This window comes from Streptomyces flavofungini, from assembly GCF_041028215.1.
In the GTDB taxonomy this organism is placed as follows: domain Bacteria; phylum Actinomycetota; class Actinomycetes; order Streptomycetales; family Streptomycetaceae; genus Streptomyces; species Streptomyces flavofungini_B.
In genome coordinates this window covers 1-13,373 of record NZ_JASKYR010000119.1, presented here as the reverse complement: position 1 = coordinate 13,373, position 13,373 = coordinate 1, and the positions used below count along the sequence as shown (strand labels likewise).

The 13,373-nt window shown below is 70.7% G+C and carries 10 protein-coding genes; 6 read left to right on the top strand and 4 right to left on the bottom strand.

The genetic code is table 11. The features are described 5' to 3' along the window. Positions 1 to 25: 25 nt before the first annotated feature. From AB8Z36_RS11235 to AB8Z36_RS11225, 3 genes are all read left to right on the top strand, one after another. Positions 26 to 1,072, top strand: coding sequence for an ABC transporter substrate-binding protein (locus AB8Z36_RS11235; RefSeq protein WP_369213092.1), 1,047 nt, complete (start codon positions 26 to 28; stop codon positions 1,070 to 1,072). 1 nt (position 1,073) lies between these two features. After that, the gene (locus AB8Z36_RS11230; RefSeq protein WP_369213091.1) at positions 1,074 to 2,282 is read left to right on the top strand and encodes an LLM class flavin-dependent oxidoreductase; all 1,209 of its coding nucleotides are present in this window, start codon (positions 1,074 to 1,076) and stop codon (positions 2,280 to 2,282) included. Positions 2,283 to 2,419: 137 nt separating this feature from the next. After that, complete coding sequence (locus tag AB8Z36_RS11225; protein ID WP_369213093.1) at positions 2,420 to 3,541, top strand: NAD(P)-binding domain-containing protein; 1,122 nt, start codon at positions 2,420 to 2,422, stop codon at positions 3,539 to 3,541. Between the two features lie 35 nt (positions 3,542 to 3,576). Here the strand turns inward: AB8Z36_RS11225 and AB8Z36_RS11220 are convergent, their stop codons facing one another. From AB8Z36_RS11220 to AB8Z36_RS11210, 3 genes are all read right to left on the bottom strand, one after another. Continuing rightward, a complete protein-coding gene (locus tag AB8Z36_RS11220) occupies positions 3,577 to 4,137 on the bottom strand; it encodes a DinB family protein (RefSeq protein ID WP_440581894.1) in 561 nt (186 codons plus the stop codon). 119 nt (positions 4,138 to 4,256) lie between these two features. Then, positions 4,257 to 5,096 (bottom strand): endolytic transglycosylase MltG, encoded by an 840-nt coding sequence (mltG, locus tag AB8Z36_RS11215; RefSeq protein ID WP_369213089.1) that lies wholly within the window; start codon positions 5,094 to 5,096, stop codon positions 4,257 to 4,259. Positions 5,097 to 5,139: 43 nt separating this feature from the next. After that, positions 5,140 to 6,945, bottom strand: coding sequence for an ABC transporter ATP-binding protein (locus AB8Z36_RS11210; RefSeq protein ID WP_369213088.1), 1,806 nt, complete (start codon positions 6,943 to 6,945; stop codon positions 5,140 to 5,142). Between the two features lie 114 nt (positions 6,946 to 7,059). On the opposite strand from AB8Z36_RS11210, the gene AB8Z36_RS11205 reads away from it, so the two are divergent. The 3 genes from AB8Z36_RS11205 to AB8Z36_RS11195 all read left to right on the top strand — a co-directional run bounded on the left by AB8Z36_RS11205 (position 7,060) and on the right by AB8Z36_RS11195 (position 12,458). Then, entirely contained in the window at positions 7,060 to 7,503 is a 444-nt protein-coding gene (locus AB8Z36_RS11205) for a MarR family winged helix-turn-helix transcriptional regulator (RefSeq protein WP_369213087.1), read from the top strand. A 287-nt stretch (positions 7,504 to 7,790) separates the two neighbouring features. Beyond that, positions 7,791 to 10,709: an FAD-binding and (Fe-S)-binding domain-containing protein gene (locus tag AB8Z36_RS11200; protein WP_369213086.1), complete on the top strand. Its 2,919-nt coding sequence runs from the start codon at positions 7,791 to 7,793 to the stop codon at positions 10,707 to 10,709. Positions 10,710 to 10,955: 246 nt separating this feature from the next. Next, positions 10,956 to 12,458: a Gfo/Idh/MocA family protein gene (locus tag AB8Z36_RS11195; RefSeq protein WP_369213085.1), complete on the top strand. Its 1,503-nt coding sequence runs from the start codon at positions 10,956 to 10,958 to the stop codon at positions 12,456 to 12,458. Between the two features lie 243 nt (positions 12,459 to 12,701). Here the strand turns inward: AB8Z36_RS11195 and AB8Z36_RS11190 are convergent. Further along, on the bottom strand, positions 12,702 to 13,373 hold a 672-nt coding region (locus AB8Z36_RS11190), incomplete at its 5' end, for a L,D-transpeptidase family protein (RefSeq protein WP_369213084.1).

Here is a 13,373-nt window from a genome sequence, read left to right as displayed (position 1 = left end):
CCCTCCCACTCCGAACGGAACCGTCATGCCCCGACCAAGCCCCGCCCCGATCGCCCTGCTCGTCCCCCTGGCCCTGCTGCTCTCCGCCTGCGCGGGCACCTCGTCCGCCGGCACCTCGGTGGGGGGCGCGGGCGGCGGTACCGACGGCTCGGGGTCGCTCACCCTTGAGGTCGGCGACCAGCGGGGCGGCTCCGAGGCCGTGCTGCGCGCCGCCGGGGAACTGGACGACCTGAAGTACAAGATCCGCTGGTCCACCTTCACCTCGGGGCCGCCTCTCCTTGAGGCCGTCAACGCCAAGGCCGTCGACGTCGGCGCCGTGGGCAACACCCCGCCGGTCTTCGCGGCGGGCGCCGGTTCGAAGATCTCCGTAGTCGCCGCCAGCCATGGCACGGCGGCGGGCGACACGATCCTGGTCCCGAACGACTCGCCGCTGAAGAGCCCGCGGGAACTCAAGGGCAGGTCCGTGGCCGTGGCGCAGGGTTCGTCGGCGCACTTCCAGCTCATCGCCTCGCTCAAGAAGGCGGGCCTCGGGTTCAAGGACGTCAAGGTCAAGTACCTTCAGCCCGCCGATGCCCTGGCCGCTTTCACCAGCGGCAAGGTGGACGCCTGGGCCGTCTGGGACCCGTACAGCTCGCAGATCCTGCGCGGCAAGAAGGGCCGCGTCCTGACCGACGGGGACGGTCTGGTGAACGGCCTCAGCTTCCAGGTGGCGGCGCCCGGCGCACTGAAGGACAAGAAGAAGTCCGCGGCGATCTCGGACTACCTCAGGCGGCTGCGCAAGGCGCAGGACTGGGTCTTCGAGCACCCCGAGGCATGGGCGAAGGTCTGGGCGAAGGACACGGGACTGCCCTACGAGGTGGCACTCGACGCGGTCAAGCGCACCAACGGCACCCGGGTCCCGGTGGCCGTGGACAAGAACGTGGTCACGTCCGAGCAGGAGATCGCGGACACCTTCACCGCTCTGAAGCTGATCCCGCGCCGCATCGACTTCGGCGACTTCGTAGACACCCGCTTCAACGGCGATCTGCCGCCCTCCACCACCAAGCCGCGCACGTACCGCAAGGAGTCCTGACATGACCGTCCACCTGCACTGGTTCCTGCCGACCGGCGGCGACGGCCGTACCCTCGTCGACCGGCACGCGTACACCGACGGCGGCATCACGCGCTCCCGCGTCACTCCGGTGAGCGGTGTGCGGGCCCCCGACATCGAGTACCTGGCCCAGATCGCCAAGGCCGCCGAGCAGTTGGGCTTCGAGGCCGTGCTCACGCCGACCGGGACGTGGTGCGAGGACGCCTGGCTGACGACGGTCGCCCTCGCCCAGCACACGGAGCGGCTGAAGTTCCTCGTCGCCTTCCGGCCCGGCGTCATCTCCCCCGTCCTCGCCGCGCAGATGGCGGCCACATACCAGCGCATCACGCGTGGACGGCTGCTCCTCAACGTCGTCACCGGCGGTGACTCGACCGAACAGCGCCGGTTCGGCGACCACTTGGACCACGACCGGCGCTATGCGCGCACCGACGAGTTCCTCTCGGTCGTACGCGGCGTCTGGAGCGGTCAGCCGTACGACTTCCGCGGCGAGCACTACCAGGTCGACGGCGGCCTGACGGCGCTGCCGCCGGACCCGCTGCCGGAAATCTTCTTCGGGGGGTCGTCCCCGGCGGCCGGGCCCGTCGCGGCACGCCACACGGACGTCTATCTGACCTGGGGCGAGCCGCCGGAGCAGGTCAAACAGAAGATCGACTGGATTCGGGGGCTCGCCGAGGCGGAGGGGCGCACGGTCCGCTTCGGCATCCGGCTCCACACCATCTCCCGCGACTCGGCCGCGGAGGCGTGGACGACGGCGAACCGCCTGCTCGACGACCTCGACCCGGACACCATCGCCGCCGCCCAGGAAGCACTGGGGCGCAGCGAGTCGGTGGGCCAGCAGCGGATGCTCGCGCTGCACGGCGGCTCCCGCGACAAGCTGGAGATCTCGCCCAACCTGTGGGCCGGTGTCGGCCTGGTGCGCGGGGGCGCGGGCACCGCCCTGGTCGGCAGTCACGCGGATGTCGCCGACCGGATCGAGGAGTACCACGCGCTCGGCGTCGAACACTTCGTGCTCTCGGGCTACCCGCATCTGGAGGAGGCGTACTGGTTCGGCGAGGGCGTCATCCCCGACCTGGCCCAACGCGGCCTGCTGCCACGCATCCCGGCCTCGCCACTCACCGGAGGGCCCGCCGCCAACGGCCGCCCGGCCTCCGCCCCGGGCGGGGCTCCGCTGCTGGTCGCCGGGGGACGCTAGTCCCGGACCCGTCCGTATCGGGCCACGGGACGCGCCCCGCTCGGGCCGGGAAGATCAGGCGGCGCCGACGGGTTAGTAGAAATGTGAATGACAACACCGGGGCACGAGAAGCGGCAGGCGGCGCGGCAGCACCCGAGGTGAGGCCCGGGACGGCGTCGGAGGTCGCGTCCGGGGCCGCTGCGCCCGAGGCGGCGTCCGAGGTGGACGTCGTCGTCATCGGCGCCGGGCAGGCGGGCCTGTCCGCCGCCTACCACCTGCGCCGGACCGGCCTCGCACCGGACCGGGACTTCGTGGTCCTCGACCACGCGCCCCGGCCCGGCGGCGCGTGGCAGTTCCGATGGCCCTCCCTGACGTACGGCAAGGTCCACGGCATGCACGCGCTGCCGGGCATGGAGCTGACCGACGCCGACCCCGCACGCCCGTCCTCGGAGGTCATAGGCGCCTACTTCGCGGCGTACGAGGACCGCTTCGACCTGCGAGTACGCCGCCCCGTCGAGGTGCACAAGGTGCGCGAGGGCGACGCCGGGCGGCTGCTCGTGGAGACCTCGGCGGGCAGCTGGTCGACGCGCGCGCTGATCAACGCGACCGGTACCTGGGACCGCCCGTTCTGGCCCCGCTACCCGGGCCAGGAGACGTTCCGAGGACGGCAGTTGCACACCGCCGTCTACCCGGGGCCCGAGGCCTTCGCGGGCCGGCGCGTCATCGTCGTCGGCGGCGGCGCCTCGGGCACGCAGCACCTGATGGAGATCGCCCCGTACGCGGCGGAGACCACCTGGGTCACCCGGCGGCCGCCGGTCTTCCGCGAGGGTCCCTTCACCGAGGACTGGGGCCGCTCGGCCGTCGCCATGGTCGAGGAACGCGTACGCCAGGGCCTGCCGCCCCGCAGCGTGGTCTCGGTGACCGGCCTGCCGGTGAACGACGCGATCCGGCAGGCACGGGCCTCCGGGGTCCTCGACCGGCTGCCGATGTTCGACCGCATCACGCCGACCGGCGTCGAGTGGGACGACGGACGCCGGGTCGACGCCGACGTCATCCTCTGGGCGACGGGCTTCCGCGCGGCGATCGACCACCTGGCGCCCCTGCGGCTGCGCGAGCCGGGCGGCGGCATCCGTATGGAGGGCACCCGGGCCGCCGCCGATCCCCGCGTCCACCTGGTCGGCTACGGCCCTTCGGCGAGCACGATCGGCGCCAACCGGGCGGGCCGGGCCGCCGTACGCGACATCCACCGGCTGCTCGCCCAGGCCCCGGTGACGGCCTGAGCGACGCCGCCGGGCCGCGTACGGGCCGCGCCCCGCTACTGCCCGACCCGTCCGTCCACGCACTCACGCAGCAGGTCGGCGTGGCCGCAGTGGCGGGCGTACTCCTCGATCCTGTGCACCAGCAGCTCGCGGACGGCGATCTGCTCCCTGCCCACACGCGCGCCGAGGTCCTGGTGCTCGGCGAGCACGGCATCGGTGGCCGCCTGCTCGCGCTCCAGGTCCGCGAACGCGGCGTCGACCACGGCCTGCTCGGCGACGGCCCCTTCGAAGTCGGCGTCCCGCTTGCCGTACAGCTTCGGCACCGGGTCGCCCTCGGTGATCCAGTTGCGCCAGTCCCGCTCCACCTCGACGAGGTGCCGGACCAGGCCGAGCAACGACATCGTGGACGGCGGCACCGACCTGCGGGCCAACTGCTCCGCGTTCAGACCCTCGCACTTCATCCGCAGGGTCAGGCGGTAGCTCGTGAGGTAGTCGAGCAGCGTCGCGAGCTCGCCCTCCGGAGCGTCACCGTCGCTTTCACGGGGGTCGTCGTCCGGGTCGACCCACATGTCGGGGTAGACACTCGCCTGGGTCCATCGCGCCGCGCCATCACTCATGCGCGTCATGATGGTCGGCGCGCATACACGTCCGCCAGTCTTTTTATCCACCGGACACGCCCCCTGTCCGGGCCGCCCGGCCCGGTGACAGACGCCCGGAAGTGCCCGGGGCCCAGTGGTCAGCTCTGCTTGCTCACGTCGTTGAACTCCTTGACGTTCCTCTGGTGCTCCTCGTAGTTCGCCGTGAAGCGCGTGTCGCCCGGCTTCACCGTCACGAAGTACAGCCAGTCCCCGGCCGGCGGACTGGCCGCGGCCCGCATCGCCGCATCGCCCGGATTGCCGATCGGCGTGGGCGGCAGGCCCATGCGCGCGTAGGTGTTGTAGGGGCTGTTGATCTTCGTGTCGCGGTCGCTGGTGATCAGCGTGGAGCGGTTGAGGGCGTAGTTGACGGTGGAGTCCATCTGGAGGGGGATTCCCTGGTCGAGGCGGTTGTAGATGACGCGGGCCACCTTCCCCATCTCCTCCTCGGAGCCCGCCTCGGCCTCGATCATGCTGGCGATGGTGACCGTCTGGTAGACGTTCACCGCGTTGCGGTCGGCGCCCGCCGCGACACTGCCGCCCTCGTACTTCTTGTTCGCGGTGTTCACCATGAACGAGAGCACGGATGCCGGAGTCGACTTCGAGTTCAGCGGATACGTCGCCGGGAACAGATAACCCTCGGGGTTGCCGCGTGCCTCCGCGGGGAGCTTCAGTCCCGCCTTGGGCACCGCCTGTTTCGTGGTCCCCGCCGGCACCCGCAAAGCCTTGTCCACCGCTTCGTACACCTGTCCCGAGCGCCAGCCTTCCGGGATGGTCAGGGTCTCGGGCCGTGCGTCGTCGTCCGGGAGCAGCAGTGGTACCGCCACGGCGGTGGCCACCACGGCGGCTCCGCCCGCGATCAGGGCGATCCGCCCCCGCCGCGTCAGTCGAACAGTGCCCCGTCTCTTGCCCCAGCGCGGGCGCGGAATCTTGGTCTGCATGCCGGAACGGTACCCCGCAAATGGGGGCATTCCCGGCATATCTTCATGTCGCGGGCTCCAGTTGAGCGTCCCGGCGCACGAGGGCCGCATAACGGCCGTCGCGCTCCATGAGCTCCTCGTGCGTACCCCGCTCGGCGGTACGCCCGCCGTCCAGGACGACGATCTGGTCGGCGCCGCGGACCGTGGAGAGCCGGTGGGCGATGGTCAGGGTGGTGCGATCGGCGGAGAGCGCGTCGATCGCCTCCTGCACCGCCCGCTCCGTGCGGGTGTCCAGGGCGCTGGTGGCCTCGTCGAGGATGAGGACCGGCGGATCGCGCAGGATCGTGCGGGCGATGGCGAGCCGCTGCTTCTCACCGCCCGAGAAGCGATGGCCGCGCTCCCCGACCACGGTGTCGTACCCGTCGGGCAGCGACGCGATGTGCTCGTGTATCTGGGCGGCGCGGGCCGCGGCGACCAGCTCCTCCTCGGTGGCGTCGGGCTTGGCGAAGCGGAGATTGTCGGCGACCGAGGCGTGGAAGAGGTACGTCTCCTGGGAGACCACGCCGATCGCGCGGGAGAGGGTGTCGAAGTCCAGGTCGCGCACATCGACCCCGTCGAGGGTGACGCGGCCGCCCGTGACGTCGTACAGCCTGGGCACGAGATGGCTCAGGGTGGACTTCCCGGAGCCGGTGGGCCCGACCACGGCGAGGCTGCCGCCCGCGGGTATGGCCACATCGATGCCCTGGAGCGTCGGTCCGGACTTCTCGTCGTAGCGGAACTCGACGTTCTCGAAGCGGACTTCCCCCTTGATCTTGTCCAGGCGGACCGGGTGGTCCGGCTCGGTGATGTCGACCTCCAGGTCGAGGTACTCGAAGATGCGCTGGAAGAGCGCCAACGAGGTCTGGATCTGCACGCCGGTGGAGAGCAGGCTCACGGTCGGCCGGAACAGGCCCTGCTGGAGCGAGACGAAGGCGACGAGGGTGCCTATGGAGACGGTCGGGCCACCCATCTGGAAGGCGAGACCGGCGCTCCAGTAGATGACGGCGGGCATGGCGGCCATCACGATCGAGATGACGGCCATCCGCCAGCGGCCCGCCATGTTCGAACGGATCTCCAGGTCGACGAGGCGCTCGGACTCGTCCGCGAAGGACCTGGTGAGCGAGTCGGCCCGGCCCATGGTGCGGCCGAGGACGATGCCGCTCACGGAGAGCGACTCGGTCACCGTCGCGGCCATCGCGGCCATCTGCTTCTGGCGCTGCGTGGCTATCTTCTTGCGCTCACGGCCGACGCGGCGGCTGATCCACACGAACACGGGGAGCAGCAGCAGCGAGACGACCGTCAGCCGCCAGTCGAGGGCGAGCATCGCGACGATCGTGGCGATCACGCTCGTCAGATTGGACACCAGCGACGTCGCGGTGGAGGTGACGGTCGCCTGCATGCCGCCGATGTCATTGGCGATCCGGGACTGGACCTCGCCCGTGCGCGTGCGGGTGAAGAAGGCGAGCGACATGCTCTGGAGCCGGCCATAGACCGCGGTGCGCAGGTCGTGCATGACCCGCTGGCCCACGGAGGTGCTGATCAGGGTCTGGAGGACACCGAAGACACTGGTGACCACCGCGCTGAGGATCATGCCCAGCGCGAGCAGGCTCAGCAGACCCGTGCGCCCCTGCGGGATCGCGGTGTCGAGGATTTCCTTGAGCAGGAAGGGGGTGGCGACCGAGACCAGCGAAGCGGCGCAGACCAGCAGGCCGACGAGCGCGAGGCGGGCGCGGTAGGGACGGAAGAGGCGGAGGATTCGGCGCATCTGGCGCGGCGGCTCCTGACCGGGGGCCTGGGGCGGCGGCGTCCAGGTGGGTTCGTCGTGACGCATGGGCTCCTACGGGATACGGGACGGAAGTCGGCAGAGGTGACCGACGATGACTCAGAGAGCATAGCTCACTGTTACCTATACTCACAATGCACAAGGTCCTGATAAAGTTCCCGCATGAACACCCCGGACCCCGACGGCCTGCTCGCCGAACAGTTGCTGCGGCTGACCCGCAGGCTCCAGCGGATCCAGAAACGGCACCTGGTGCCGGTCGGCATCACCCCCGCACAGTCCCGCCTCCTGCGCACCCTCGCGCACTACGAGACGCCGCCCCGCATGGCGGACCTCGCCGAGCGCCTGGAAGTGGTCCCCCGTGCCGTGACCACGCTGGTCGACGGCCTGGAGTCCGGCGACCTCGTGCGCCGCGTGCCCGACCCCACCAACCGCAGGGTGATCCGGATCGAGCTGACCGACGCCGGGCTCGAAGCCCTCGGCGAGCTGCGCCGCGCCCGCCGGGCCGCCGCGGAGGACATCCTGGCTCCCCTGGACACCGAGCAGCGCGCCCAACTCGGCGGTCTGCTGAACGCACTGTTCGACGTGCCGGACGTCCGGCGCTGCTGACATGGCCGACGCGGTGGACACTCGGCGCTGCTGACATGGCCAACGCAGTGGACACTCGGCGCTGCTGACATGGCCGACGCGGTGGACACTCGGCGCTGCTGACGGCCGCGGCCCCCGGCACCCGGCGCTGCCAACATGACAGCCGCACCGGACACTCGGCGCATCCCACGCTGCTGAAGTGGCCGACGCGCCGCATATTCGGCGGCGCCCCCGAGCACGTATCCGCACGTATCCCCTTACGTTGGGTCCATCAGCACTCGCGCCGGATCGTGTCCCGAGGAGAGCCCATGCCGCTGCTGGAGCCCCGACCGGACGCCCTGCGCCCGACGACGCGCGAGGGAGGCCCGGCGGCCGACCGCGTGCCGGACGGGCGGGCCGCTGGCACCCCCGAGCCGCTGCGGTCCGAACTGATCGCGCTGCTCGGCCCGGACAAGGTCCTGACCAACATCTCGGACCTGGTGCGGTACGCGTCGGACGCGAGTCCGTACCGGTTCCTGCCGCAGGTCGTGATCGTCCCCGAGGACATCGACGACGTCTCAGCGGTCCTCTCCTACGCTCACGGAAAGGGCCGCGAGGTCGTCTTCCGCGCGGCGGGCACCTCGCTGAACGGCCAGGCTCAGGGCGAGGACATCCTGGTCGACGTCCGCAAGCACTGGTCCGGCATCGAGGTGCTGGGCGCGGGCGAGCGGGCCCGCATCCGTCCCGGCACGACGGTGGTGCGCGCCAACGCCACGCTCTCCCGGTACGGCCGGGTCCTCGGCCCCGACCCGGCGAGCGCCATCGCCTGCACCCTCGGCGGCGTCGTCGCGAACAACGCATCGGGCATGACGGCGGGCACCACTCGGAACTCCTACCGCACGGTCGCCTCACTCACCTTCGTCCTGCCCTCGGGCACAGTCGTGGACACAGCGGCCCCGACCGCCGACGAGGAGCTGGCACGCGCCGAACCCGCCCTGTGCCAAGGCCTTCTCGCGATCAAGCGGGAGATCGAGGCGGACGCCGATCTCGTCGCCCGCATCCGCGCCAAGTACCAGATCAAGAACACCAACGGCTACCGCCTGGACGCCTTCCTCGACGGCTCCACTCCCGTCGAGATCCTGCGCGGATTGATGGTCGGCTCCGAGGGCACCTTCGGGTTCCTCTCGGAGATCGTCTTCGACACGCTCCCGCTGGACCGGTACACGACCACCGCCCTGCTCTTCTTCCCCTCACTGCCCGCGGCCGCCGCGGCGGTACCGGTGTTCAACGCCGCGGGCGCGCTCGCTGTCGAACTGATGGACGGCAACACCCTGCGGGCCTCGGTCAGCGTGCAGGGCGTGCCCGCCGACTGGGCGGCGCTACCCAAGTCAACGACCGCTCTTCTCGTGGAGTTCCGCGCACCCGACGAGGCCACCCGCGAGGCGTACGAGGCCGCCGCCGCCAAGGCCCTCGATGGCCTGGAGCTGGTGACGCCCGCGCCCTCGGTGACGAACACCTTCACGCGCGACGCCAAGACCATCGGCGGCTACTGGAAGGCCCGCAAGGCCTTCGTCACCGCCGTCGGCGGTTCCCGCCCCACGGGCACGACGCTGATCACAGAGGACTTCGCGGTACCGCCGGGACGGCTGGCCGAGGCCTGCGAAACCCTCCTCGAACTGCAGACGCGGCACGGCTTCGACGCCGCCGTCGCGGGCCACGCGGCCCACGGCAACCTGCACTTCCTGCTCGCCTTCGACGCGGGACTGCCGTCCGACGTGGACCGCTACGCCGCCTTCATGGACGAGTTCTGCCGCCTGACCGTGGAGAGGTTCGACGGCTCCCTCAAGGCCGAGCACGCCACCGGCCGCAACATCGCGCCCTTCCTCGAACTGGAATGGGGCCCCAAGGCCACCGAACTGATGTGGCGCACCAAGCAGGTCATCGACCCGGACGGGGTGCTCGCCCCGCGCGTCGTCCTCGACCGCGACCCGAAGGCGCACCTGCGCGGCCTGAAGAGCATTCCGAAGGTGGAGCTCATCGCCGACCCGTGCATCGAGTGCGGCTTCTGCGAACCGACCTGCCCGAGCGAGGACCTCACCACCACGCCGCGTCAACGGATCGTGCTGCGCCGCGAGATGATGCGCCAGCCCGCGGGCTCCCCCGTCGAGGACGGTCTCGTGGACGCGTACGGCTACGACGCCGTCGACACCTGTGCCGGCGACTCGACCTGCAAACTGGCGTGCCCGGTCGGCATCGACACGGGTGCCCTGATGAAGGACTTCCGGCACGCGCGTCACTCGCCCCGAGAGGAGCGGATCGCCGCCCTGACCGCGAAGAACTTCAAGGCCGTCGAGGCCTCCGCGCGGCTCGCGGTGGCCGCCGCCGACCGCATCGGCGACCGGCTGCTCACCGCGGTGACCCGCACGGCCCGCAGGGCGGTCCGCCCCGATCTCGTCCCGGAGTGGCTGCCGCAGATCCCTGGGGCGGCGGCCCGCAGGCTGCCGCGCACCACGCGCACGGGCGCGTCGGCCGTCTACTACCCGGCTTGCGTCAACCGCATCTTCGGCGGACCTGGCGACCGTTCCCTGCCCGAGGCCGTCGTCGCCGTCTCCTCGCGCGCGGGCCGGCCGGTCTGGATCCCCGACGACGTCGCGGGCACCTGCTGCGCGACGATCTGGCACTCCAAGGGCTACGAAGCGGGCAACAGGGTCATGGCCAACCGCATCGTCGAGGCGGCCTGGGGCTGGACCGCGGGCGGCCGCCTGCCATTGGTCGTCGACGCCTCCTCGTGCACGCTCGGCATCGCGCACGAAGTGGTGCCGTACCTGACCGCCGACAACATCGCCCTTCACCACGAGCTGACGGTCGTCGACTCCATCGTCTGGGCCGCCGATGAGCTGCTCCCCCATCTCACCGTGCACCGCAGGATCGGCTCCGCCGTCCTCCACCCGACCTGCTCCATGCAGCATCTCGGCGACGAGGCACAGCTTCGCGCCGTGGCCGAGGCGTGCGCGGAGGAGGTGACCGTGCCCGACGACGCGGGGTGCTGCGCCTTCGCGGGCGACCGCGGCATGCTCCACAAGGAGCTGACGGAGTCGGCCACCCGCAAGGAGGCCGCGGAGATCGCGGGCCGCCCCTTCGAAGCGCACCTCTCGGCGAACCGCATGTGCGAGATCGGCATGGACCATGCGACGGGGCGGGGGTACTACTCCGCGCTCCTTGAGCTGGAGCGGGCCACGCGACCGTAGCCCGAGCCCATGCCCCGAATCCGCGGCCCACACCCGTGGACCACAACCGTGGCCCACACCCCTGACCCGGTGTCGGCTGCGGCTGCGGCTGCGGCTGCGGCTGCGGCTGCGGAAGTCCATGAAGTCACGGCGGAAGTCCAACCCTCTGACCGCTTCCGCCCCTTGCGCCTCCCCTAGCGCCCCTAACAGGGTGGCTGTCGCCCCCCCAGTGGTAGAGACCAGCCGCCCTTCAGCTACGGAGGTCCGATGCACGACGAGAACGCGACACCGACTCCCGACGCCACCTCCCCCGACAGCCTCGCCGAGGGTACGGCGGAGGCCACGGCGGGAGACGGCCACTCGCGCCGCGCGGTGCTCCGCACGGCGGGCCTCGCCGGGGCCGGCATCGGCGTCGGCGCCTTCACGGGCGGTACGGCACACGCGGACGCGCCCAGCACCGTACCGGCCGCCACGCCGGATGCCGTCCCGGCATCGGAGGACACGGCGCAGGCCCCTGCCCGCAAGGGCCGCACCATGATCGGGGTCCCGTTCGAGCGGCGCTCCACGGTGCGGGTCGGCATCGTCGGTCTCGGCAACCGCGGCGGCTCCATGATCGACCTGTTCCTCGCCGTCCCGGGCGTACGAGTGGTGGCCCTCTGCGACCCGGTCAAGGACAAGACCGCGGCCGCCGCGAAGAAGGTCACGGCCGCGGGCCAGCCGGCTCCGGCGACGTACACCAAGGGTGATCACGACTACGAGAACCTGTGCAAGCGCGGGGACATCGACTTCGTGTACGTGGCCACGCCCTGGGACTTCCACTTCGAGATGGCCAAGACGGCGATGCTGAACGGCAAGCACGTCGGTGTGGAGTGCCCCATCGCACTGCGCCTCGACGAACTCTGGGAACTCGTCGACCTCTCGGAGCGCACGCGCAGACACTGCATGCAGTTGGAGAACTGCTGTTACGGCAGGAACGAGATGCGCGTCCTGCGCATGGCCCACGCGGGCAAGTTCGGCGATCTCCTGCACGGCGCGGGCGCCTATAACCACGATCTGCGCGGCCTCATGTTCGACCCCGACTACTACGAGGGCCCTTGGCGCCGCCTCTGGCACACCCGGCTCCGCGGGGACCTCTACCCCAATCACGGCTTCGGTCCCGTCGCCAACTACATGGACGTCAACCGGGGCGACCGCGCCACCCATATCTCCAGCTTCGGCACGCCCGCCCTCGGCCTCGCGCAGTACCGCAAGGAACACATGCCCGCGGGCGACCCGAGCTGGAAGGAGACCTACATCGAGAGCGACCGCACCATCAGCCTCGTCCAGACGGCGAAGGGCCGCGTCATCCGTTTGGAGCACGACGTCTCCACGCCCCACCCCTACAGCCGCATCAACAGTCTGGGCGGCACGGCGGGCGTCTTCGAGGACTACCCGGAACGCATCTACATCGAGCCCGACCACACCAACGACGAGTGGGGCGACTTCGCCAAGTACGCCGACTTCGACCACTGGCTGTGGAAGGAGCACTCCAACCCGCCCGGCGGCCACGGCGGCATGGACTACATCATGGTCTTCCGCCTGATGCAGACCATGCGCCTCGGCCTCGTCCCCGACTTCGACGTGTACGACGCCGCGACGTGGACGGCGCCCGTGCCGCTGAGCCATCTCTCGATCAAGGCCAAGGGGGCGCCGCAGGCGATACCCGACTTCACCCGCGGACTCTGGAAGAAGGCACGCCCGGGAATGGACTCGGAGAAGCCGAAGGAGTAGCGACGGAGCAGCCGATCAGCAGCGGCGACGGCCGACCATCAGGGCTCCCTGTCCGGTGGCCAGGGTCCGGCCATGGCAAGGGCCGTCGCCGTACCGCCGGTAGCGCTCACGTGGGGGCGGTCTTGCGGTTGGCTTGGCGGCCTGCGCGTCGAGTGCCGCTTTCCCTTGCCCGCCTGCGCGGTTGCGGTGATCGCCCGATGCCCACAGAACACCAGGAGCGGCACGCGGTGGGCACCTGACGCCTTACGCCGCGAGGTTCGCCTTGTCTCCCATCACTACGACCGGATGCTGCTTCGGATCCAGCGTACGCAGCAGATGCGCCATGCCCTCCTTGGACAGGCTCACGCACCCCGACGTACCGCTGCCGTGGTCCATGTGCAGCCAGATACTCCCGCCCTTGGCCTGGCCCTGTGGACGCGTCGGGTCGTTGGGCGGGGTGCCCTTGGCGCGGTTGTAGTCAATGGCGATCACGTAGTCGAAGTCGTGCCAGTGGGTCTTCGGCCAGTAGTGCGGCGCCTGCATGGACACGGACTTCGTGTAGGGGATCTTGGCACCGGGGTCCGCGAGAACACCGCCCGCGTCGGTGAGCGTGAACACGCCGACTGGGCTGCGCTTGTCGTTCTCGTGGTGGTCGGTGGTCCACCCCCTCTTGCCGTTGTGCGCGGGCCAGCTCCGGTCCTTCGACCACGTCTTGTCCGTTTTGGATGACTTCGTATAGAGCACCACGGTCGACTCCGCGGAGTTCGCACCGTCTCCGTAGACCGCCACCACCTGCCGGGATTCCTTCGGAATCCGCGACTGCAACCGGTCACCCACATCGGGGATCCGCTTGGCGTCGGCGGCCCGCACCTGGGCGTCGTCCCCGCCCGCCCCCTTGCCCTGTCCCGAGACCGCGCCGTCGCCGCTCCCACAGGA

Bases quoted from the DNA above. Each gene is read 5' to 3' on its own strand.
- mltG (WP_369213089.1), bottom strand. From the start codon at position 5,096: ATGCAGACCAAGATTCCGCGCCCGCGCTGGGGCAAGAGACGGGGCACT.
- AB8Z36_RS11235 (WP_369213092.1), top strand. From the start codon at position 26: ATGCCCCGACCAAGCCCCGCCCCGATCGCCCTGCTCGTCCCCCTGGCC.
- AB8Z36_RS11220 (WP_440581894.1), bottom strand. From the start codon at position 4,137: ATGAGTGATGGCGCGGCGCGATGGACCCAGGCGAGTGTCTACCCCGAC.
- AB8Z36_RS11210 (WP_369213088.1), bottom strand. From the start codon at position 6,945: ATGCGTCACGACGAACCCACCTGGACGCCGCCGCCCCAGGCCCCCGGT.
- AB8Z36_RS11195 (WP_369213085.1), top strand. From the start codon at position 10,956: ATGCACGACGAGAACGCGACACCGACTCCCGACGCCACCTCCCCCGAC.
- AB8Z36_RS11230 (WP_369213091.1), top strand. From the start codon at position 1,074: ATGACCGTCCACCTGCACTGGTTCCTGCCGACCGGCGGCGACGGCCGT.
- AB8Z36_RS11205 (WP_369213087.1), top strand. From the start codon at position 7,060: ATGAACACCCCGGACCCCGACGGCCTGCTCGCCGAACAGTTGCTGCGG.
- AB8Z36_RS11200 (WP_369213086.1), top strand. From the start codon at position 7,791: ATGCCGCTGCTGGAGCCCCGACCGGACGCCCTGCGCCCGACGACGCGC.